At 73.0% G+C, this 21,238-nt stretch carries 20 protein-coding genes and 2 pseudogenes; 12 read left to right on the forward strand and 10 right to left on the reverse strand.

Going from position 1 to position 21,238, the window contains the following annotated elements; all coding sequences use genetic code 11:
- Window positions 1–161 precede the first annotated feature (161 nt).
- Window positions 162–304, reverse strand: a pseudogene (locus OIE69_RS44940) (IS982 family transposase); the annotation flags it as partial.
- 55 nt (window positions 305–359) lie between these two features.
- On the opposite strand from OIE69_RS44940, the gene OIE69_RS19820 reads away from it, so the two are divergent.
- Complete coding sequence (locus OIE69_RS19820; RefSeq protein ID WP_326573317.1) at window positions 360–926, forward strand: class I SAM-dependent methyltransferase; 567 nt, start codon at window positions 360–362, stop codon at window positions 924–926.
- A gap of 214 nt (window positions 927–1,140) precedes the next feature.
- Here the strand turns inward: OIE69_RS19820 and OIE69_RS19825 are convergent, their stop codons facing one another.
- Window positions 1,141–3,384, reverse strand: a complete 2,244-nt coding sequence (locus tag OIE69_RS19825; RefSeq protein WP_326573319.1) for an FG-GAP repeat domain-containing protein — start codon at window positions 3,382–3,384, stop codon at window positions 1,141–1,143.
- A gap of 518 nt (window positions 3,385–3,902) precedes the next feature.
- Between OIE69_RS19825 and OIE69_RS19830 the strand changes: the two genes are divergently transcribed.
- On the forward strand, window positions 3,903–4,436 hold the full coding sequence (locus OIE69_RS19830; protein ID WP_326573322.1) for a SigE family RNA polymerase sigma factor: 534 nt from the start codon (window positions 3,903–3,905) through the stop codon (window positions 4,434–4,436).
- Between the two features lie 21 nt (window positions 4,437–4,457).
- The gene (locus OIE69_RS19835; RefSeq protein ID WP_326573324.1) at window positions 4,458–5,321 is read left to right on the forward strand and encodes a hypothetical protein; all 864 of its coding nucleotides are present in this window, start codon (window positions 4,458–4,460) and stop codon (window positions 5,319–5,321) included.
- A 65-nt stretch (window positions 5,322–5,386) separates the two neighbouring features.
- On the opposite strand, the gene OIE69_RS19840 is transcribed toward OIE69_RS19835, so the two are convergent.
- Window positions 5,387–6,235 (reverse strand): alpha/beta fold hydrolase, encoded by an 849-nt coding sequence (locus tag OIE69_RS19840; RefSeq protein ID WP_392567537.1) that lies wholly within the window; start codon window positions 6,233–6,235, stop codon window positions 5,387–5,389.
- A 201-nt stretch (window positions 6,236–6,436) separates the two neighbouring features.
- On the opposite strand from OIE69_RS19840, the gene OIE69_RS19845 reads away from it, so the two are divergent.
- From OIE69_RS19845 to OIE69_RS19860, 4 genes are all read left to right on the forward strand, one after another.
- Complete coding sequence (locus tag OIE69_RS19845; protein WP_326573326.1) at window positions 6,437–6,940, forward strand: MarR family winged helix-turn-helix transcriptional regulator; 504 nt, start codon at window positions 6,437–6,439, stop codon at window positions 6,938–6,940.
- A gap of 100 nt (window positions 6,941–7,040) precedes the next feature.
- The gene (locus OIE69_RS19850) at window positions 7,041–7,592 is read left to right on the forward strand and encodes a SigE family RNA polymerase sigma factor (protein ID WP_392567538.1); all 552 of its coding nucleotides are present in this window, start codon (window positions 7,041–7,043) and stop codon (window positions 7,590–7,592) included.
- A complete protein-coding gene (locus OIE69_RS19855) occupies window positions 7,585–8,160 on the forward strand; it encodes a hypothetical protein (protein ID WP_326573328.1) in 576 nt (191 codons plus the stop codon). The genes OIE69_RS19850 and OIE69_RS19855 overlap by 8 nt, the downstream gene beginning before the upstream one ends.
- Window positions 8,161–8,257: 97 nt before the next feature.
- Window positions 8,258–8,902, forward strand: a complete 645-nt coding sequence (locus OIE69_RS19860; RefSeq protein ID WP_326573330.1) for a hypothetical protein — start codon at window positions 8,258–8,260, stop codon at window positions 8,900–8,902.
- A 75-nt stretch (window positions 8,903–8,977) separates the two neighbouring features.
- On the opposite strand, the gene fmdA is transcribed toward OIE69_RS19860, so the two are convergent.
- The 3 genes from fmdA to OIE69_RS19875 all read right to left on the reverse strand — a co-directional run bounded on the left by fmdA (window position 8,978) and on the right by OIE69_RS19875 (window position 11,358).
- The gene (fmdA, locus tag OIE69_RS19865) at window positions 8,978–10,225 is read right to left on the reverse strand and encodes a formamidase (protein ID WP_326573332.1); all 1,248 of its coding nucleotides are present in this window, start codon (window positions 10,223–10,225) and stop codon (window positions 8,978–8,980) included.
- An 87-nt stretch (window positions 10,226–10,312) separates the two neighbouring features.
- Window positions 10,313–10,942, reverse strand: a complete 630-nt coding sequence (locus OIE69_RS19870) for an AmiS/UreI family transporter (protein ID WP_326573333.1) — start codon at window positions 10,940–10,942, stop codon at window positions 10,313–10,315.
- A 137-nt stretch (window positions 10,943–11,079) separates the two neighbouring features.
- Complete coding sequence (locus OIE69_RS19875; protein WP_326573336.1) at window positions 11,080–11,358, reverse strand: FmdB family zinc ribbon protein; 279 nt, start codon at window positions 11,356–11,358, stop codon at window positions 11,080–11,082.
- A 597-nt stretch (window positions 11,359–11,955) separates the two neighbouring features.
- On the opposite strand from OIE69_RS19875, the gene OIE69_RS19880 reads away from it, so the two are divergent.
- A complete protein-coding gene (locus OIE69_RS19880) occupies window positions 11,956–12,387 on the forward strand; it encodes a hypothetical protein (protein ID WP_326573338.1) in 432 nt (143 codons plus the stop codon).
- A gap of 84 nt (window positions 12,388–12,471) precedes the next feature.
- Here OIE69_RS19880 and OIE69_RS19885 read toward each other — a convergent pair whose 3' ends face one another.
- Window positions 12,472–13,572: a hypothetical protein gene (locus tag OIE69_RS19885; protein ID WP_326573340.1), complete on the reverse strand. Its 1,101-nt coding sequence runs from the start codon at window positions 13,570–13,572 to the stop codon at window positions 12,472–12,474.
- 116 nt (window positions 13,573–13,688) lie between these two features.
- Window positions 13,689–14,093: a VOC family protein gene (locus tag OIE69_RS19890; protein ID WP_326573342.1), complete on the reverse strand. Its 405-nt coding sequence runs from the start codon at window positions 14,091–14,093 to the stop codon at window positions 13,689–13,691.
- Between the two features lie 193 nt (window positions 14,094–14,286).
- Here OIE69_RS19890 and OIE69_RS19895 point away from each other — a divergent pair, with 193 nt between their 5' ends.
- Entirely contained in the window at window positions 14,287–14,637 is a 351-nt protein-coding gene (locus tag OIE69_RS19895; RefSeq protein WP_326573344.1) for a hypothetical protein, read from the forward strand.
- Window positions 14,638–14,888: 251 nt separating this feature from the next.
- Here the strand turns inward: OIE69_RS19895 and OIE69_RS19900 are convergent, their stop codons facing one another.
- Window positions 14,889–16,178: a ferritin-like domain-containing protein gene (locus OIE69_RS19900; protein WP_326573346.1), complete on the reverse strand. Its 1,290-nt coding sequence runs from the start codon at window positions 16,176–16,178 to the stop codon at window positions 14,889–14,891.
- A 241-nt stretch (window positions 16,179–16,419) separates the two neighbouring features.
- Here OIE69_RS19900 and OIE69_RS19905 point away from each other — a divergent pair.
- From OIE69_RS19905 to OIE69_RS19915, 3 genes and pseudogenes are all read left to right on the forward strand, one after another.
- Window positions 16,420–16,785 (forward strand): annotated as a pseudogene (locus OIE69_RS19905) (isochorismatase family protein); the annotation flags it as partial.
- A 444-nt stretch (window positions 16,786–17,229) separates the two neighbouring features.
- Window positions 17,230–18,204, forward strand: coding sequence for a lysylphosphatidylglycerol synthase transmembrane domain-containing protein (locus tag OIE69_RS19910; protein ID WP_326573348.1), 975 nt, complete (start codon window positions 17,230–17,232; stop codon window positions 18,202–18,204).
- A 167-nt stretch (window positions 18,205–18,371) separates the two neighbouring features.
- The gene (locus OIE69_RS19915) at window positions 18,372–19,745 is read left to right on the forward strand and encodes an amidase (protein WP_326573350.1); all 1,374 of its coding nucleotides are present in this window, start codon (window positions 18,372–18,374) and stop codon (window positions 19,743–19,745) included.
- 32 nt (window positions 19,746–19,777) lie between these two features.
- On the opposite strand, the gene OIE69_RS19920 is transcribed toward OIE69_RS19915, so the two are convergent.
- Entirely contained in the window at window positions 19,778–21,145 is a 1,368-nt protein-coding gene (locus OIE69_RS19920) for a serine hydrolase domain-containing protein (RefSeq protein ID WP_326573352.1), read from the reverse strand.
- Between the last annotated feature and the right edge of the window lie 93 nt (window positions 21,146–21,238).

The following is a 21,238-nucleotide window of genomic DNA, read 5'->3' on the forward strand; positions in this document are numbered from 1 at the left end:
CCCCGGTCCCTCGCCCCGACGGCTGTGTCCTCCCAACCGCCGCGGATGACCTGTCCTTGTCATGCGCGACGGGAGCGTACCAGCGTGCGGTATACCGCAATCCTCCGGCCCATGGCCCGCCCCAAGCGCTCGCTCTGCAAGCCGCTCTGAGGCTGGAGCGCCATGTGGACCCGGAAGAACCGCGGGTGGGAGGGGCATGGGAAGTCGGCGATCAGCCGGTCGGGTCGGAGCGTCTGACGGTGGGCCGGGAGCGGGCGCACTGCACCGGGGTGGAGTCCACGATCCAGATCGTGTCGTGCCACAGGCCGGGGGTCGAGCTGTCGTGCACGGAGCCAGTGAGGCTCGTATGGTGCGTCTGCATGAAGGATCTCGGTGGTCAGATCGCGTACTGGGACAGCGTCGGCGCGACGAAGTCGTTCACTCATCCGGTGAATCCCAGCCGGCTGTCGGGGGTGGGGCCGACTGCGCGGATCTTGGACTACGGCTGTGGTTACGGCCGCGTGATGGGCGAGTTGAGCGAGCGCGGCTTCTCCGATGTGTCCGGCGTGGACCTGTCTCCCGCGTTGATCGAGCGGGGCCGTCAGATGACACCCGACCTCCGCTTTGCCGTCCTGGAGTCCCCGCCAACCGTCGCGTGCGCCGCTGCGAGCTTCGACGTCGTCGTGCTGTTCGCGGTACTCACATGCGTTCCCGACGATGACGCTCAGCGGGCACTGGTCGCCGAGCTGAGCCGTGTCCTGGTGCCCGGTGGGCTGCTCTACGTCAGCGACCTGCTCCTACAGGACGACACCCGGAACCAGCACCGCTACAGCGTGCATGTCCAGCAATTCGGCACGCCCACGGGGTCTTCACGACGGACGACGGTGCCGTGTGCCGGCACCACGACGTGGCACACCTGCGTGACCTGCTCTCCGACTTCGACTTGACGGCCGAGAACCGGATCGAGGTCGCCACCATGAACGGCCACCGGTCGCAGGCGGTGCAGTTGCTGGGCCGTAGGCGGTAACGATCACGGCAAGCACGGCCGTCCGGCGGGCGGCGGGCGGCCGGTCCGGAGCGAAGTCTTCGCTTGCGAGTCGGCGTCTGTACAAGCGGAAGGGGTGCCTCTTGGCGAGAGGCACCCCTTCCGCCTGCACCTGGCTAGGCGATGTTGTTGAACTTGGAGCCTTCGCCCGCGTAGAGGTTGGTCGTCAGCCGGCTGAACGGGGCCGTCGTCGAGCCGGTCGAGCGGTAGACGTACGTGCTGTTCGGGCCGTAGGCGATCAGGTCGGGGCGGCCGTCGGCGGTGACGTCGCCGGCGCCGACGAGGTGGGAGAAGGCGTTCCAGCCGGAACCGATCCTGACGCGGGTGGCGAAGTTGCCCTTGCCGTTGCCCTGGTAGAGCCAGAGGACGCCCGAGGTGTCGCGGGCCACGAGGTCGCCGGACGTGGTGCCCGCGATGTTGCCGACGGCGGCGAGCTCGTTGTAGATCTGCCAGCCGTTGCCGACCTTGACGCGGGTCGCGAAGGGGGCGGACGAGCTGCCGGTGCCCTTGTAGAACCACAGGGCGCCGGAAGCGTCGGCGGCGAGGAGGTCGGACCGGCCGTCCCCGTTGAGGTCGCTGCCACCGGTGATCTTCTTGTAGATCTGCCAGCCGTTGCCGACCTTGACGCGGGTCGCGAAGGTGCCGTCGCCCCTGCCCAGGTACATCCACAGGACACCCGAGGCGTCGCGGGCGACAAGGTCGCCCGTCGAGGTGCCGGCGAGGTTCCCCGCGGCCTCGATCTGGTTGTAGACCTGCCAACCGTTACCGATCTTCGTCCGCTTGGCCGTGGCCACCTGGCTGCCCGACGGCCAGTCGAGGAGGTCGTCCCGCCACAGCGCACCGGAGGCGTCCCGCGCGAGGACGTCCGTCGAGCCGTTGTCGTTGACGTCGTGCGGGTTGGCCTGGCGCGAGACCTGGAAGCTCCCCTGGGCGGTCGCCGGGCCGCCGACGCCGTCGGCCGGGGTGGCGGTGATCTGCCAGGTGTAGGCACCGTTCGGGGCGCTGATGCCCTCCAGGACGCCGTCCCAGACGAAGGCGAAGCGGGTGTCGGAGACCGGCTGGGACAGGCGCTTGGTGAGCTTCCTGCCGGTGGCCGTGTGCGTGAGCGTGAGGTCGACGGTGGCGTTCGCGCGGGACAGGGTCCACTCCATCGGGACCGTGGTGCCGGGCGTCTCCAGGCTCACCGCGGTGGGGGCCTTCGACCCGGTCACCTTGACGCCCAGGACCCGGCCCGTGCTCGCCACGAGTGTGGCGCTCGGCAGGTGGTCGTCCCCCTCCCAGATCCGGAAGAGCCCGTCGGCCTCGGCCGTGGCGCCGCGCACGAGCAGGCCGCCGTCCGGCGCGTGGGCCACGCTGGAGAAGTGCTCCAGGAGCTTGTACGGCGCGGCGGCGGAGTCCTTGACGCTCCGGGCGTACAACGGGCTCGGCTTCTCGTCGGCCGCCCTGCCCGGGACCCCGTAGAGCAGCGAGTCCCTGGTGATGCCGGCGATGACGGCACCACTCATGGAGCTGTCCATGGCGAACCTCTGGTGGACGCGGGTCCCGTCCACGACGAGTTCGGTGACGCCGCCCCGGTACTCGACCGACGCCTCGTAGTCGGCGGTGTAGGCGCCCGTCGAGGCCTGGGTCCACGGGGCGGTGTTCCCCCCGCTGCCGTCCTCGATCGGCGCGTCGCTGTTGACGGTCGTGCGCGTCCTCGAGTACTGGGTCATGAAGGTCGACGAGTTCGGGAAGACCCGGTTGCTGCTCAGGACGATCATGACGTTGCTCGAGGCGGCGACGACCTTGAAGTCGATGCTGTAGGGGTTGGACGAGCGCTTCGTCTTCTTGGCGACGCCGTCGACCTGGGCGAGCTGCCACAGCTCGTGGTAGTCCCCGCTGCCTGTCGGAACCTTCACGAAGAGGTTGTCGCCGACCACGCCGACGAGCTTCGCGCCGGGCTTGAACTCGGACGCGAGGTCGTGGGACGCGGACCAGCCGGCGCCTTCGGTCATGTCCCGCAGGAAGACCATGCTGCCGCCGTCGCTGGTCACGACGATGTCGGAGTTGCTGTCGTAGCCCGTGGTGCCGTCGCCGATCGGCAGCACCGAGCCGTCGGCGTACTTGTGCCACTCCAGGACCTTGCTGCCGGAGTCGCCCGTTCGGGACGTGAGGTATCCGGTGTCGCCGGTGCTGACGATTTCGGCATCGAGGGGCAGAGTCGCCTCCGCGGTGGTGGCAGAGGCGGCGGTCGCCCCGGTCAGGGCAGCGGGAGCGGCCACGGCCCCGGGCGAGGCCAGGGCGCCGGCACCGAGCGTCACGGCGAGAACGGTGGCGACGCAGGCGCCGAGACGGCGTCGGGTCGTGCGTATGGAGGCCAAGGAAGTCCTTCCTGGTGAGCCGGGCTGTACGCACATCCGTGCGTGCCGCCCGGTCTGACCTGCGAAGAGCCGGAGTGGTTGTACGAGTTGCTCTTGTTTCTCATGGGACGACGAGCGGACCGGGAGCGCGGGGCATGCCTCACCTGCAACCCTCACGAGGATGTTCTCCGTCTCGGTTTCCGTCCCGGACGGCCCCCGGCGTCCACGAAGCCCGTATGGAACAGGTCCGTCCCCGGCGACCGCGCCTTCGGGGACCGCGCTCCCCGTACCCGGCACACCTCGTCGAGGCACCCGGCGTCGCTTCGGCTCCGGCCCGATCCCCACGTGTCGCCCTCCGTGCGCCGGCCACGGTCTCTCGCGCCCACATGGTGCCGGACGCCGACAGTCGGGCGTTCCGCCGCCGCGCACGGGGTGCTCCGCGCAACCGCGGTGGAATCGGCTTTCAACCTCCGGCGGGCGAGGGCGCTCTGAACACGGGTGACAGGACAGGGCCCGTGCGGGCCCCGAGAGGAGAACAGATGCCGGAGAACGGCCGGGGCCCGGGAGCGGCGGCGGGCCCGCGGGCGCCGGAGAGCTTCGAGGCCTTCGCCCGGGCGAGTCAGAAACGGCTGTACCGGACCGCGTACCTGCTGTGCGGGGACGCGGACACGGCCCGGGACCTGACGCAGACCACGCTCGCCAAGCTGTTCCAGCACTGGCGGCGGGCGAGTGCCGCCGACCACATCGAGGCGTACGCCAGGACCGTGCTGACCCGTACGTACCTGGCCGAGCGCAGGCGGCGGCTGCGGGACCTGCTGGCGCACTCGCGCCCCGGGCCCGGGCCCTCGCCCGACCACGCCGACCTGCGGGTGACGTTGTTGTCGGCGCTCGCCGGACTGCCGCCCAGGGCCAGGGCCATGGTCGTGCTGCGCTACTGGGAGGACCAGAGCGTCGAGTCCGTCGCCACGCTGCTGAAGTGCAGCGAGTCCACCGTCAAGAGCCAGTGCTCACGCTCCCTGGCCAAGCTGCGCGCCCAGTTGGGCGAGGCCCACGTCTACGCCACGGGAAGCTGAGGGACCGCCATGGGAGACAACATGCCCGAGGACGAACACGGAAGCGCCCTGCTGGTGAGGGGGGCCATGGAGCACGCGGTGGCCGAACTGGCGCCGGTGCACGACCTGGTGCCGGCCGCGGTGGTCCAGGGGCGGCGCCGCAGGGCACGGGTCCGGGTCGCCGCGGCCGCCGCGGTCGCCTGCGCGGTCGGGGCCGTGGTCTTCGGCTCCGTGGCACTGCCGGGCGGGGACGGCGGCGGCAGGACGGTCCGTCCCGCCGCGAGCACCACACCCTCGCCGCGTACGTCCGAGGAGCCGGCGCCGTACCGGACACCGGTCCACGTCGAACCCACCAGTGACACCGAGGACGCGATGGCCGATCTGCCGCCCGCCGAGCGCGAGCGCCAGGAGGAGTTCCAGCAGCGGGCGGCGGTGCTCCTCGACGGGCTGCTTCCGGACGCGGTCGGCCTGATCCGGCCGGTCGACCTCGCGGTGTGGCGCTACCAGGGCGAGACCGCGGACGGGGAGGTGTTCAGCGTCGTCCTGTCGGTACGGCCCTCCGGCAGTGTCCCCGGGTCGGCCCGGCACATGGACACGTGCCCCGAGGACCCCGACTACCTCAAGGGCGGCAGCTGCGAGCAGGGCACGCTGCCGGGCGGTACCAAGGTGGCGGCGTACCGCCTGTTCGACGGCTCCCCGGACAGGACGTACACCCGGGTCCGCTTCGTCTACGGCCACAGCGACGCGGAACTCGCCGTCTACCCCCACCTGGACGCGAAGGCCTCCGCCCCGGTCTCCGCGGGGCAAATGCTGTCGGTGGTGCGGGACCGGCGCTTCCTCGACCTGGTGCGGTACGCCGACGCGCATCCCATGGAGGAGAAGCAGATCTCCGTCCTGGGCGGCTGAGCGACGCCGCAGCGGGACGACCCGAAGGGCCCCGGCCGGGGCCCTTCGGGTCGTGCGCCCGGGGGTCAGCGGACGGTGGAGCGGGCGGCCTGCTCGATGATGCGGGTCACCGCGCCGGGGCGGGAGACCGAGACGGCGTGGGAGGCCTTGATCTCGACGGTGTGGGCGTGGGCCCGCTCGGCCATGAAGCGCTGGGCGGCGAGGGTGATGTTCTTGTCCTGGGTGGTGACCAGGTCCCAGGACGGGATGGTCCGCCAGGCGGCGCCGGCGGCCTTCTCGTCGAAGACCGAGGCGGCCACGGGGCGCTGGGTGGCGGCCATCTGCTCGGCGACGGTCTTCGGCACATCGGCCGCGAACTGGGCGCGGAACTTGTCGGCCTTGATGTACAGGTCGGTGCCGGTGCCGCCGCCGGGGAGCGGGAAGGGCACGGGGTTGAGGGTCTCGCCGAGGGTGCCGCCGGGGAACTTGTCGGAGATCTGCGTGACGGTCTCGCCCTTGTCCGGGGCGAAGGCGGCTATGTAGACGAGCGCCTTGACGTTGGGGGAGTCGGCGGCGGCCTCGCTGATCACCGAGCCGCCGTAGGAGTGGCCGACGAGCACGACCGGGCCCCGCACGCTCTTCAGGAAGCTGTGGACGTACGCCGAGTCGCTCGCCAGGCCGCGCAGCGGGTTGGCCGGGGCCACGACGGGGTAGCCCGCGTGCTTCAGGCGGGTCACCACGCCGTTCCAGCTGGAGGAGTCCGCGAAGGCGCCGTGCACCAGGACGACCGTGGGCTTCTTCTCCTGCGGGCGGTGCGCGGCCTTGGCGGCGTTGGCCGGGGCCGTGGCCGTCAGCGTGAGGGCCGCGACGCCGGCCGCGGCGCCCAGGACGGCGACGCTCTTGCGGGTGGGGCGGAAGACGGTCTTGAGGTTCACGGTGGCTCCTTGGCGTGCGGCGCCCGGCGGGCGCGCCGGACAGGGGGTCGGTCCCGGGGCGTCCGCTCCGGCCGATGACGAGAAATCTAGCGTCCGTTTAAGTTGTGCGCAAGTCAATCGGGTACGAGTCCATAGCTCGCGCGGGAGATGCGAGAATGTCCGCCGGAGAACCGGCCGACAACCAAGGAAGGGGAGGGAATCGTGAACGACGACACCCGTGCACCTGGGAACGGCGACACCGCGGAGCCCTCGCTGCTGCTGGACGACCACTTCTGCTTCACGCTGTACGCGGCCTCGCGCGCTGTCACCGGCGTCTACCGGCCCCTGCTGGACGCGGTGGGCCTGACCTACCCCCAGTACCTGGTCATGGTCGTGCTCTGGGAGCACCGCACCGTGACCGTCAAGGAACTGGTGGCCGCACTGCACCTGGACTACGGGACGCTCACGCCGCTGATCAAGCGCCTGGAGGCGCACGGCCTGCTCGAGCGGCAGCGCCGGGCGGACGACGAGCGGGTGGTGGAGGTGGCGCTCACCCCGGAGGGGACCGCGCTGCGGGAGCGGATCCGCACCGTCCCGCCGGCGATCGGGGACGCCATCCGGCTGACCCGGGAGGAGATCGCGGCCGCCCAGGACCTGCTGCGCCGGCTGACGGCCAACGTGGACCGCCACACCGCGGGCACCGGGTCCGCCGTGAAGGCACCGTGACCGGCCGACGCTTGAGCATGGTCGCCCCGGACAACAGAATGGTCCCGCGGGGTTGACCACGTGTGTGCCGGGACGCAGGGCGTCCGGCGGGGGATGAGGTATGCGACTGCCCGGGGAGCCTTCGGGGCACGTGATGGGGGAGCGTGAGTTCGACGCGTTCTACGGTGCGAGTGTCGGCCGCCTCGTCGGCCAGCTGTACGCGATGACGGGCGATCTCGCGGAGTCGCAGGACGTGGTGCAGGAGGCGTTCGCCCGGGCCTGGGAGCACCGGGCCGAACTCGACCCGCACGGCGCGCCCGAGGCCTGGGTGCGCACCGTGGCGTGGCGCCTGGCCGTGAGCCGGTGGCGACGCGTGCGCACCGCGCTGACGCTGGCCCGCCGGCAGGGCCCGCCCCCGGTCGTGCCGCCGCCGGAACCGCACCACGTGGTGCTGGTCGAGGCCCTGCGGCAGCTCCCGGAGGCGCAGCGGCGGGCCGTGGTCCTGCACCATCTGTGCGATCTTCCGGTGGACCGGGTGGCGGCCGAGACCGGCTCCCCCGTCGGCACTGTCAAGGTGCACCTCAGCCGTGGACGGGCGACGCTCGCGCGGCTGCTGGCGCACACCGAACTGGACCCCGGCGCGGGCCGGCTTCCGGAGGGCAGGCATGGCTGACGGGACCGAGCTGGGCAGACTCCTGGGCGAACTCGCCGAGTCGGGCCGGGGACGGGCCGTTCCGATGGCCGCGCACCAGGTGCGGGCCCGCGGCGAACGGCGCCGCCGCCGCGCCCGTGCGGTACGGGCGTCCGTCGTGGCGGTGTTCGCCTGTGCGCTGCTGGGAGGGGGCATCGCGCTCGCCGGGTCCGCCCGGGTGCCGGAGCCGGGGGCGGCCACGCCGTCGCCGCCGCCCTCCCGCTTCGTCCCCCCGGCCCCCGCGCCGGGCGAGGAGTACGCCGGCGAACTGGGCTACGTCCACGACGCGGTGGCCCAGGGCGACAGCGTCCGGATCACCGTGCGGCAGCTCCGGGCGGTCGCGGGCGGCCCGCCGGTGCCCACGGGCGTGGTGCACACGCTGACCCTGCCTCGCACGACGCCGGTCGAGACGCTCCGGCTGTCGGGCGGGCGTCCCGCGGACCGCGAACTGGGCGGGCTGGTCGGCCGGCTGGCCGGCGCACCGCGGTGGACGTTCGAGATCGACTACGACGACGAGGGGCGGGTGGCGTCCCTGCGGGAGGCCGGTTAGCGCGGCGGGAAGTTGTTACCGGTCCATGACATTCCCGGTGTAACCCGCGTGGCGGCCCGGTGCGTAGAGGCTGTGCACGCCGCCCGCACCCGACCCGATGGGACCCACCGTGTTCGCCTCGCCTTCCCCGCGCCACCGCGCCGCCGCCCGGCTCGCCGCCCTCGCCCTCACCGTCCTCGCCCTCGGCGCCTGCTCCGGGGAGGGCGCGGACGACGGCACCGGCCGTGCCGACGCTGCCGCCTCCTCCCCCGCACCGGCCACGGCTTCGGCCTCCGCCTCGTCCTCGGCGCCGCCCCCGGCGCGGCGCTCCGGCACGCCCTCCTCCTCGTACTCCGCCCAGCCCCCGGCATCGGACGGCCCGTCGGACGCGCCGTCGCCGAAGGCCCCTGCGCGCTGGGCAGGCGGCAAGCAGTTCGTGCAGGTCGACAACGCGTGGATCAAGGACGGGCGCACGTACCTCTCGGTGCGCTCCGCCCGCAGGGAAGCCCTCACGGGACCGATCGAGGGGTGGGAGATCATCCCCGGCAAGGGCCCGTACACGACGGTGCGCATGGCCCCGGAGGGCCGGGTCCTGCTGTCGGTACCGCTGGGCGACGAATCCGTCCCCCACACCTACTCCCAGGCGCAGTTCATCACCCGGTGGTGGGCCCTGCCCGCCCCGGAGCGCGAGTGGCAGGGCTACGACGTCAGTTTCGACCTGAACGGCGAGGTGGTCAGGCTCCAGTCGCTCTACCGCGCCTGAAACCACGGCGGTAAGGGCGCGCACGGGTCCCGGCCCGAGAACGGGCCGGGACACGGTGCGCGCGGCGGTCGGGGGTCAGGAGGTCAGCGCGGCGCGGCCGCGGTCCGCCCGCGTCGGTCCGGCGGCCGAAGGCCGCACGTCGAAGTCGAACATGGCGGTCGGTACGTACAGGGAGCAGCACGCGTTGGGGATGTCGACGATGCCGCTGATGCGTCCCTCTATGGGGGAGGAGCCGAGCAGCAGGTAGGCCTGCTCGCCGCTGTAGCCGAACTTCTTGAAGTACTCGACGGCGTTGAGGCACGCGCGGCGGTAGGCGAGGGTCGCGTCGAGGTAGTAGTTGGTGTCCGTGTCGTGGTCGACGGAGATCCCGATGAAGGTGAGGAAGTCCGAGTACCGCGGTTCGACGTTGCCGGGCATGAACACCGGGTTGGTCGAGATGCCGTACTTCTCCATGCCGCCCTTGATCAGGTCGACGTGGAAGTCGATGAACCCGCCCATCTCGATGGCGCCGCAGAAGGTGATCTCCCCGTCGCCCTGGCTGAAGTGCAGGTCGCCGCCGGAGAGCTTGGCGTCCTTCACGAGCACCGGGTAGAAGACCCGGGAACCCCGCGTGAAGTTCTTGATGTCGTGGTTGCCTCCGTTCTCACGGGCCGGCACCGTGCGGGCGCCCTCCGCGCAGATGCGCGTGGCGAGGTCCCCGGTGGCCGTGCCGGCGAGCGCGTGGGAGGGGTCCGGCGGGACGGCCAGCGGCGGAACGCGTTCGGGGTCCGTGTCGATGAGCGCCTTCTCGCGCGCGTTCCACCGGCCCAGCAGTTCGGCGGAGGGGGCGGTCCCGAACAGCCCGGGGTGGGTGATGCCGGTGAAGCGGATCCCGGGCAGGTGCCGGGAGACCGCCTGCTGGCCGTGGAAGTCCCAGACCGCCTTGTAGGCGTCGGGGAAGTAGTCGGTCAGGAAGCCTCCGCCGTTGGCCTTGGCGAAGATGCCGGTGTAGCCCCAGCCCTGGCCTGCGGCGTCCCCGGCCTGCTGGGGCACGGGGCCGAGGTCGAGGATGTCGACGACCAGCAGGTCGCCGGGCTCCGCGCCCTCCACGCCGATCGGGCCGCTGAGCATGTGGGGGATGGTGAGGTCGATGTCGCGGACGTCGTTGGCGGAGTCGTTGTTGCCGACCTGGCAGTCGGTCCAGTCCCGGCACTCCATCCGGAACTCGGCTCCGGGCTTCACCATGGCGGCGACGGGTATGTCAGGGTGCCACCTGTTGTGTCCTGGGGTGTCCTGATCGCGCATCGACTTGGTCTGGTCCACGCTGAAAACTACTTCGGGCATGACAGCCTCTCTTTTCTGATCCGGTCAGGACGGTGGTCCCGCGCCTCCGGCACACGGGCCGGCCCCTGCCGGGCCGGCACACGGCGCCTAACCCGGCGACCCGGACGACGCGGCGGCCCGCGCCTGTTCCCGCGATTTCCTGGTGAGCGGCCACAACGCCGCGAACACGACCACGCCGAAGACACCCAGGGCTATGGCGATCTCCGTGGTGTGCTTCCAGTAGCCGGACAGCAGCAGCGCCGCGGGGATCACGCCGGTGACCCAGCCCTCGATCGCCGTCACCCAGCCGACATAGGTGCCGAGCTCCGTTTTTCTGAGACCCAGCACGAGGAAGAACAGACCCCACAGGAACGCCCAGTACAGCCAGATGACGCCGAACGGGTAGTCCTTGAACAGATGGAAATTCACGAACGAGTACCCGAGGGCGACAATCGCCACGAACAGGGAGTACCAGCCGACGCAGATATTGTCGATGTCCGCGAGGAGGACGATACCCACGTAGAGGTAGGTGAATCCGAAGAGGTAAAGCCCGGACGCCGCCAGGATCTTGTCCTGGTCGTTGCCCGCCGTGAAGATGAGGTACGTCGGGGTCAGCACCTGCAGCGCACCCACGAAGAGGTTGAACACCGCCGCCGACTTGGGGTCGACCTTCTGCAGCAGCAGCAGGCCGTTCATGAACAGCACCGCACCGACGAAGAGCAGTCCCACGTTCGCCACGGGGACGCACCTCCTAAGTCCGCGTGGGGACGGATTGCCGCCGGCGCGCCACCGGTTCCCGCTTCGGCGGGAGCGGCGTCCGCGCTCCGGCACTGGCCCCCCTGAGCAGGTCCGACCAGCCGATCACCGCCCTCGCGCTAGGGCCTGGGCAGCCGGGACAGCGCCGGATGGGGCCGCGGCGCCGGCCGCTCGCGCGGCGGCGGGGCGGACACCACGTCCGGCATCTCACGGGACTTCTCCTCCCGCTCGCGGGAGACGGAGAGCCCGTGCGGCGTGACGGCGAGGGAGGGCGGGGAGAACATCCGCCGGGCCTCGCCCGCGCAGGCGGGGCAGTCGTGGGTAGCGGGTGCGGAACCCATCGCCAGCCTGACGTCGAAAGGCCCGCAGTCGCTGCAAAGGTATTCGTAGGTCGCCATGAAGTTGCCTCCGGTCATCGGCGCACCCAGGTCAACCTCGACGTCTGCGACACACCCCGTTGAGCGCACGCCGGGGGAACAATCCCTATATCAAGGAGACGCCACCGCAAGACAGTTGTCAAGGTCGGCGGAAGGCACCCGGAGCATGCCGGAAGGGAGTTCCCGGGTTCCCATTCCGGCGCTCCCGGAAACACAGGATTCCATTCAATTCACGTTGCCGTCCCGGACCGGTCGCCGGATATACCCCATCGCGGGCGCGACCGCATTCCGGGCCTCCCGGGGACGGCCGGAGTCCTCCGCCGCCCGCCCGCCCGGCCCATGCCGACCCCGGGCGACGCAGGGACGTAGGTCCGGGACGTAAGTCCTGGACACAGGTCCACAGGTCCACAGATCCCGGACCGGCAGTGCCCGGTGCGGGCGGTATGCCCGCTGTGAGGCGGTTCACTGCGCTTTTCCTGGACTGGCACCACTCGCGGATTTAGCGTTCATATACATCGGCCTTTTCCGTAATGCAGTGGCAATGGCGCCGCGCTCATCGGACGGCACACAACGCTTCGCGCGGAACAGGGCGAACGCCGGAGAGGTGGAGAAGTGAGCATGGACGCCGTATGGGTCCGTGGCGTGAACGGCCTTCAGATGCACCACGTCACCGACCTCCAGGACGCCGGCAGGTTCCTGGGCAACGCAGCCATGGCCCTGCGGGCCGCCCACGTTCGGACCGGCGCCGAGCGCTTCGAGGGCCTGGCCGCCGAGCTCAAGGCCCTGGTGACCCGGGTACGGAAGCTGGAGGACGAGGCCCGCTCCGCGATGCACGAACTGCACGCGACCGACCCGGAGCGCTTCGCCCGCTGCCGCGAGGGCCACGAGCCCTGGCCCGGCGAGATCCAGGCCGGGTTCATCCCCCGCCACACCTGCCGCGACGAGTGCCTCTACCACGACCGCGGTGTACTCGAGGCGATCACCCAGTGCACCTGCGGCCGGCCTCCATGCCAGGCCTGCCAGATCGGCGGCGAGCCCGTGACGGCCTGATCCACCGCGCTTCGCGTGCCGCTCCCGGGCAGCACGCGGGCCCCGGCCTCCGACGAGGCCGGGGCCCTCGTCGTGCCCGGCCGGCTACCCCAGGAGGCTCATCAGCAGCACGACCACGACCAGGGCGGCCGCCGCGATCGCGAGACCGCGGGCGACCCGGCGGCGGGAGGGCAGCCCGAGCACCTCGATGCCGTCGCTCCCGGGGAAGGCGTAGAAGACGCGGTCGGGGTCGGTGGGGACGGTGATGCGGGCGAGGGGCAAGTGACGCAGCACGACCCTGCGGTGGACTTCGCCCGCGGGGGCGAGGTACGGGACGAGCGCCTCGGCGTGCGTGGCGTCGAGGTCGCCGGGCAGGGCGTCGTCGCCGGTCAGTACGGCCTTGCGCCACCGGCCCAGGCGGGCGGCGCGCCGGCGGACCGGGAACGGCGGCCGTTTCAGGGGGCGGCGCACCAACTCCTCGCGGCTGCGCTGCTCGATGAGGGCGCCGACCCAGGTGGTGACGACCCCGCTCCCCCCGCACGCGTCGTGCGCGACGGTGCCGCCGCCCGTGCACTTGGGGCAGTCGACGAGTCCCGTCCCCGTGCACTGCGAGCACTGCGTGCGGCCCCGCCCGGCACAGGTGGGGCACGCGGCGTCGGGGCGCCGGCACTTGGCGCAGCGGACGCGCTTGGGGAGGGTTCGGGCCGCGGTCGCCGCCGCGGCGCGGTCGCGGTCCTTGGCACGCGGCCGCGGTTTGCCGGTGCCGTCGCATTCGCCGCAGGACTCCAGCCCACGGCAGTCGGGGCAGGCCGTCGTCGGGTCGCAGGGGAGCCGGCCGCGGCCCTCGCACCGCTTGCAGGCCCATTCGCCGTTGCCGCACTCGCAGGTGTTGTGGCGTACGGATCCCTCGCGCACGAGCTCGATCCGGCGCAGGGAGCCGTGCTCCGCGGGCGGGCCGGGCCGGTGGTCGGCGAGGTGGGAGTAGGTGGGAAGTGCGGAGAGATCCCTGCGGCCCTTCTCGGTCCTGGCGCTCTCCTTGCGGGTCTCCGTGGTGCGGCGGATGCGACAGTCGAGCACGGAGTGCCAGGAGAGGTCCGCACCGGCGGAGGAGTCGAGGCGGACGGCGCCGCCGTCCCCGCACAGGTGCCGTGCCAGGGCCTGGAGCATCTCGTCGTCGGACGGTGTACCGGACGGGTTCTCGGCCATGACGACCACTCCCCTCGACGGGCGCGAGGCGCGCTGTCGGAAGGGTAAGGGCGCATCTGATGCTCCATCAAGATCGGGTGCGGGGAGGGATCTTGCGATCCCCCCCCGCTTCCCTCTCAGCTCTCGCCGGTGGTGCCGCCGCCACTCCCGTAGGGACGGGTGATGACCTCCATGCCGTGGCCCGCCGGGTCCATGAAGTAGACGCCGCGGCCGCCGTCGTTGTGGTTGATCTCCCCGGGCCGCTTGCCGTGCGGATCGGCCCAGTAGGTGAGGCCGGCCTCCTGGATCCTGCCCAGGATGCCGTCGAACGCCGCCTCGGGAACGAGGAAGGCGTAGTGCTGCATGACGATCGCCTCCGCCGGGACGGTGGCGAAGTCGAGCGTGACGCCGTTGCTCAGCTGGAGGGGGACGAACGGGCCCCACGCCTCGCCGGCCCGCAGGCCGAGGATGTGCGCGAGGAAGTCGGCGGATTCGCGGTTGTCCCGGGAGTGGACGATGGTGTGGTTCAACTCGACTGACACAGTGGGATGCCTCCGTAAGGCATTCTCACGGGCGCCTCCATGCCTCACCCGGCCGGTGACCGGCACGCGACGCCGTACCTCCGATCCTATGCGGGGCCGTAATCCGGTGGGCCGGGACGGCGGCGGCCCGTACGGTGGACGGCCGGACCGGGCGACCGGGCCGACCGGGCGAACCGGGCGGGAGGACAGGACGATGACGGACACGATGACGCTGTGGCGCCCCACCGGGCCGGAGGAGCTGGCCCTGGTCGAGGCCTCGGGGTGGCGGGAGTGGCCGCCGCGGCTGCCCGAGCAGCCGATCTTCTACCCGGTGCTCGACGAGGACTACGCGATCCGCATCGCCCGCGACTGGAACGTCCCCGCCTCCGGTGCCGGTTACGTGACGCGCTTCGAGGTCGAAGCCGGGTTCGCCGCCCGCTACCCGGTGCGCCGGGCGGGCGGCCGGACGATCCTCGAGTTGTGGGTGCCCGCGGAGGAACTGCCCGAGTTCAACCGGCACATCGTGGGCCGGATCGAGGTCGTGCACGAGTTCCGGGACGCGTAGCGGCCGGGACCCGGGCCCTTGCGGAGGCCCGGGTCCCGGTCGGCGGCGTCAGCCGCGGAGCGTGGTGACGGCCGCGACCCCGGTGAACTGCAGGGGTTCGCAGCCGAGGGCGAGCAGATGGGCCGTGAGCGTCAGGGTGCCGCCCCTGCGGCCCGGACCAGCCCGGACCGCCCGCGGTGCCGGCGGGTGTGCGGTGGACGGCCCGGCGCCGACGCATCCGGGCGGCCCCTGACCGGTGGGGGCCGCGCCGGCTACGGCCGGCGTCCCGGAGGGGTGCCGCCGCCCGCGGCGGCGGGCGGCTGCCCGGCTCCCGGGAAGACGGGGCGGAACTGGGGGCCGTAGGTGTGGCGCCCGTCGCCCAGCGGGATCTCCATGAGGGCGAGGGCGGGCTCCTCCAGCCGTTCCATCGTCCTGATCGCGCGGTTGAGCGCACCATGGTCCCCGGACTGCCAGGCGGCCTCCAGGTCGCGCAGCAGCTCGCCGTAGGCGGTGTCGAAGCGGCGCAGCAGGGTCGCCGCCTCGCGGGGCGGGTGGGGCCAGCCGCCCTTGGGGACCACACCCATGGGGTGGACGTCCGGGAAGGGTACGGGCGGGCCGCTGAACTCCCACAGGCCGTCGGCCTCCTCCAGGGTGCGGCCGTGGTAGATCTCGGCGAAGGCGTAGTAGTGGGCCACGTCGCGGTGGGCTCCGGTGGCCTCGCCGGTCGGCGCCTCGGGGGAGTCCGAGGTGCCCTCGCCCTGCTCCTTGATGATCTCCACGGCGGCGACGACGTCGTCCAGGGTGCGCATCGGCCGCAGTTCGTCGGGGCCGATGCGCTGGCCCATCTGGCCGCGCACGCTGAGTTCGGGGCGGTGGTCGAGGAAGGCGGTGACGACCCCGTTGTAGAAGTCGCCGATGGTCGGCGGTCCCGCGGACGGCTCGGGGAGCGGGGACTCCGGGGTCTCGATGGCCATGAGGACGTCCCGCACGTACGCGCGGGTCAGCCCGGAGAGGTGGACCGTCAGCTCGCTGCGCACGCCACCGGGCAGGCGGCAGGGATAGTCGGGGCTGACGGCGGCGATCCGCGGCCGTCCGCCCACGGCGACGAGCATGTTGCAGGCCAGGCCCATGTGGAACATCTCGTCGGTGACGATGCCGCGGATCAGGGTGGCGACCGTGTCGGACCGGTCCCGCACCGACCACCAGGCGCACAGGTACGGCGGGATGGTGGCGAGTTCCAGCTCCACCGCCACCTGCAGGGCCTGCCGCAGCCAGTCGGTGCCGCGGGACGGCGCGGGGACGGCCAGCAGACGGGCGACCATGCCGTGGACGGCGGCCGCCGCGACGCCGGGGGCCGCCCCGGGTGCCGCGGCGGTCGCGGCCGCGGCTGCCGCCGCCTGCAACGACGGTGCGAGCGGGGCCGCCTGGGCGGCGGTGCCGAGGACGGTGGGGCTGACGGCGGCCAGCGCGGCCGACTTGACGAAGCCCCGGCGGTCGAGGGCCGCCGGCGGGATCACGGCGGTTCCGTGCCCGTTGTCCTGGTCTTCCACCGGTTCCGTCACGCAGGTCTCCGTCCCCGAGAAGCATGGCGCGCGGGGCACGGCACTGGTCGGACCCGCGAGGCTGGCGAAGCTATCAGCCGGGCCCCGGCCTCCGGGTCCGCGACGCCGCGCGTGCCGCGGCGCGCCGCCCGTGCGGCCCAACGGGCCCCTCGCGCCGCCCGCCGACGGGGCCTGCCGCCCGCCTGACCTGGGCACCGTGCCCGGCGCGGGCTCCGCGTCGCGCGCCGGGCACGGGCGTACGGTGCCCGGAGCCCTCCCCCACCCGAGGACGTCCGGGCATGCACGACACCGGCGACGCCACCGCGCTCGTGGTCATCGCCGTGATCAACACCACGACGAGGTCCGCGACATCGCCCTCGACGGCCCGCACGCCGACATGGTGGAGCCGGTACGCCCCGACGCGGACTCGCTGTTCGCTGTGAAGGCCCGGCGCTCGATCTTCTTCCAGACCCCGCCGGAGTGCCTGCCGGGGCAGTCGGATGTGGGACGCCTGGTGCCGTGCGGGCAGGTCACCGAGCAGTGCGTGCTCTACTCCGCGATCGACGCGCACATCCGCCACGTGCCCACCGTCGTCGCGCCGGACGCCGTCGCGCCCATCCACCCGGATCGCTCTGCGCGGCCGATTCCGAACTGACGGATGCGGCGGCGGGTACGGGCGGATGCCTGGTGCGGGGCTTCGGGCGGCCGTGGTCGTCCTGCGCCTTCCTGTGGGGTCCGGGCGCCGCGCCGGGCAGGGTGTGCCGTACCGAAGGAGACGCTCCGCGCTCCGGGGGCCCTGCCGGGGCGCACCGCGCGTGCGTGCCTCCGTTCCGAAGCACGGGGATCGCGCCCGGGAAGGCGCTGAGCAACCCCCCTGCGGAGGCACGGTGTTGACGCCCCTCGGCATCCGGCGGCGGGCCCCCTGCCCCGAGGGCGGCGGCCGGTGACGCCGTTCCGCCATCGGGGGACGGGCCGGACGTCAGCCGCAGGACACCCGGAGGTCGCGCGGACAGGGCATGAAGAGGCGACAACACCTGCGGACAGGCGCACGACGCGCGGGGGCGACCGGATCATGGGCATCACCACCACGACGACTCCACACCTCCTGAGCGGCGCGACCCTGCGCCGGATCGCCTGCCTGGCCCCGATCGCACTGGTCGGGTGGTGGGTGGCCCGGCACTGGCAGCTGATCGCCGACGGGGGCCGCGGGTTGCTGGACGCCAACCGGGGCTGGCTGCTGGCCGCCGTCGCGGCGACCGGGCTGGCCTGGGTGGCGGTGTCGTTCATGCGGCAGGGCACGGTCCTGGAACGGCTGCCGGCGGGACGGCTGCTGGCGACGCAGTTCGCCGCGGGTGCCGCGAACCACCTGCTGCCCGCCGGCATCGGGGCGAGCGCGGTCAACCTGCGCTTCATGCGGGCGTGCGGGCTGCCGCCCGCCCGGTCGGCGGCGGCCATCGCGCTGTACTTCCTGGCCGAGTGCGTCGGCCGCGGGACGCTGCTGGCGGTGCTGCTCGCCGTGTTCCCGCACGCGCTGCGGCTCGACGGGCTGCTGCCGAACGGCGTCTCCGTACCGGTCGGCCCGACGGCGGGGGCGGCGGCCGGGGTCTGCGCGGTCGCGACGGTCGTGCTGGTCGCCGTGCCGCGGCTGCGGCAGGTGGTGCGTACCTTCATGGCCACGGCGTTCACCGACGCGCGGACGCTGCACGCCAGGCCGTCCCGGGCCCTCGCGCTGTGGGGCGGCTCGCTCGCCTTCCCCGCCCTGCAGGCGGCCGGCCTCGTCGCGGTCACGATGTCCCTGGGCGTCCCGGTGCCGTTCGCCCATGTCGCCCTCGCCTACCTGGTGGCCAGCGTCGCGGCGGCGGCACTGCCCACCCCCGGCGGCGTCGGCTCCGTCGACGCGGCCCTCGTGGTGACCCTCGTCGCCACGGGCGCCTCGCTCGCCGCGGCCACCTCGGCCGTGCTCGGCTACCGCATCGTGACGGTCTGGCTCCCCCTCGTCCCCGGCGCGCTGGTCCTGGGCGCACTGGTCCGCCGCAAGGTCGTCTGAACCCCGGCCCCACCCCACCCGCGAAAACCCCGTGGTGGCGGCCCCGCGGCGCGTGCCACGCTGGCCGCGGCGACCGGCACAGCGGGTCAACGGGGCATCGGGTCAGCGGGGCACGGGAGGGCGGAACGCTGGAGCTGCACGAGTACGCGGAGCGGGACGCGACCGGGTTGCGGGAGCTGATCCGCTCCCGGGAGGTGAGCGCGGGCGAGGTGGAGGCCGTCGCCCGCAGGGCGCTGGAGACGGCGGGGGCCGAGCTCAACGCGCTGACGCTGCCGCTGTTCGACCCTGCTCCCGCGTACCGGGCGGACGGGCCGTTCGGCGGGGTGCCCTTCGTGGTCAAGGACGGCGGGCCGTTCGTACGCGGGGTGCCGTTCACCCTGGGCAGCCGCGCGCTGCGGGGTGCCGTGGCGGACGCCGACCACGATCTGATGGCCCGGTTCCGGGAGGCCGGCCTTGTGGCGCTCGGCCAGAGCACCGCGCCGGAGTTCGGGCTGAGCTTCGCCACGGAGCCGGTCCGGTACGGGCCGACGCGCAACCCCTGGGACCCGGAGCGCGGGGTGGGCGGGTCGAGCGGTGGCTCGGCCGCGCTGGTCGCCGCGGGGGCGGTGCCGGTGGCGCACGCCAACGACGCGGGCGGTTCGATCCGCATCCCGGCCTCCTGCTGCGGGCTGGTCGGGCTCAAGCCGAGCCGGGGGCGCACCCCGTGCGGGCCGCTCGCGGGCGAGGCGGCGTTCGGGCTCCAGGTGGAGTTCGCAGTGACCAGGACGGTACGGGACGCCGCGGCGCTGCTCGACGCCGTGAGCGGGCCCTCGTACGGCGACAAGTACCCCCTCCCGGCGCCCGCGGTGCCGTACGCGCGGGCGGTGCGCACGGACCCGGGGCGGCTGCGGATCGCCGTGACCACCGCCGCGTGGACGGGCACACCCGTGGACCCGCAGGTCGCCGCGGTCACCGTCGACGCGGGCAAGGTGCTGGAGTGGATCGGGCACCACGTCACGGAGGACGCGCCGCGCCTGGACGCGGAGGACCTCGTGGAGGCCACCGCGCTGGGCGCGTTCGCCAGTGGCGGCGCGCTGCTGCGGGCGGCGCCGCGCATGGACCGCTCCCTGCTGGAGGCGGTGTCGCGGGCGGTGCTCGCCGAGACCGAGGCGTGCACGGCGCTCGGGCTGATGGCGGCGATGGACGCGCAGCACCGGGTGACCCGCGCGGCGGGGCGCTTCTTCGCCGGGTACGACCTGCTCGTCACGCCGACGCTGGGCGCGCTCCCGGCGCCGCACGGCACGCTCGACCACGACGACCCCCGGCACACGGTGCGCTCGTGGCTGCGCGAGCTGTTCGCGTACGGGCCGTTCACGGCGGCCTTCAACGTCTCGGGGCATCCGGCGGTCAGCCTGCCGCTCGGCCAGAGCCGCGAGGGACTGCCGGTCGGGGTGCAACTGGTCGCCGCCCAGGGCCGGGAGGACCTGCTGCTGGGCGTGGCCGCGCAGCTGGAGCAGGCCGTCCCGTGGCGGGAGCGCAGGCCGCCGTTCGCGGTGGGCTGAGCCCTTCCACGCCGCCGGGGCGGCAGGCGCGCTCAGCTGCTGCTCGGGCTGGTGCCGGTGCCGTTGGTGGGCGGGAACGCGTAGACGTGGTCCGGGGTGACGATCTTGGTGATCGCCTCGGCGAAGAGGCTGCTGGGCTCGCTGCCGCCCACGGCGGTGTCGGTGTTGAGCAGGACGACCATGGTCGCCTTGGCCCCGGGCAGGTACACGGCGGTGCTCTGGTAGCCGGGCAGTGAGCCGTTGTGCCCGATCCAGCCGTGGTTGTCGAAGAGGCCGAGGCCGTAGCCGATGCCCGGGTACGAGGTGGGGAGGAAGGTCGTGCGCTGCGCCTGGGTCTCCTTGCCGAGCAGGGTGCCGTCGGCCACGATGCGGGCCCAGGCCCGCAGGTCCTGCTGGTCGGAGATCATGGCGCCGGCCGCCCAGGCCCAGGAGGGGTTCCAGTCGGTGGCGTCGGCCTCCTTCCCGTCCTTGGTCTGGCGGGTGTAGCCGCGGGCGTGCGGGTTCGGGAAGGCGCGTCCCGCGGGCAGGACGGTGTGCTTGAGCTTGGCCGGATCGAGCACGTTGCGCTGCAGGTAGTCGCCGAACGGCAGGCCGCTCGCCTTCTCGATCACCAGGCCCAGCAGGACGGTGTTGGTATTGGAGTACTGGAAGCGGGAGCCCGGACCGGACGGTGAGGGGTGCTGGAAGGCGTAGGCGAGAAGTTCGGCGGGGACGAACTCCCGGCCGGGGTCGTCCTTGAGGGCCTTCTGGAAGTTCGGGTCGTCGGTGTAGTTGTAGAGCCCGCTGCGCATCTCGGCGAGCTGCCGCAGGGTGATGCCGTCGCCGCCGGGCACGCCGTCCACGTACTTGGAGACGGGGTCGTCGAGCCCGGCCTTCTTCTGGTCGACCAGGGTCAGCAGCGCCGTCACGGTGAAGGTCTTGGTCTCGCTGCCGATCCGCATGTAGAGGTCGGGCGACATCCGCGCCTTCGACTTCCTGTCGGCCACGCCGAGGGCGCGTACGTAGGAGCCCTTGCCCGTGGCCCACAACCCGACGCTCACGCCGGGCACTCCGGTCCTCTTCAGGGTGTCCTCGAGTGCGCCGTCGAGCTTCCTGACGACCTCGCCGGAGAGCGCCGGGAAGTTCCCGCCGGCGGGCGAGCCGCTGGGCGAGGCCTGTGCGGGGGAGGCGGACGCGGGGGAGGCGGAGGACGGGCCCGCCGTCCGGCCCGGCTGCTCGGCCCGCGCCACCGGCGAGGCCGGCGCGGACGTCGCCGTCCGGGGGACCTCGGGGGAGCGGGTGGTGTCCGCGGGCCCGCCGCACGCCAGCGCCGTGGGGAGCGCGGCGGCGGCGAGGGCCGTCGCGACGGCCCTCCGCACGGTGCTGCGGAGCCTGGGCGGACGGGCGCACGGGTGCGTCATGTCAGTGTCCTTCGGCCGTGGGGACGGGGCGGGGTCGAGCGGGGCGGGCTGGGCGAGGGCACGCCATCGCGAACGTAAGCCGACCGCCGCGGT

This window comes from Actinacidiphila glaucinigra (assembly GCF_035918135.1).
Lineage (GTDB): Bacteria > Actinomycetota > Actinomycetes > Streptomycetales > Streptomycetaceae > Actinacidiphila > Actinacidiphila glaucinigra.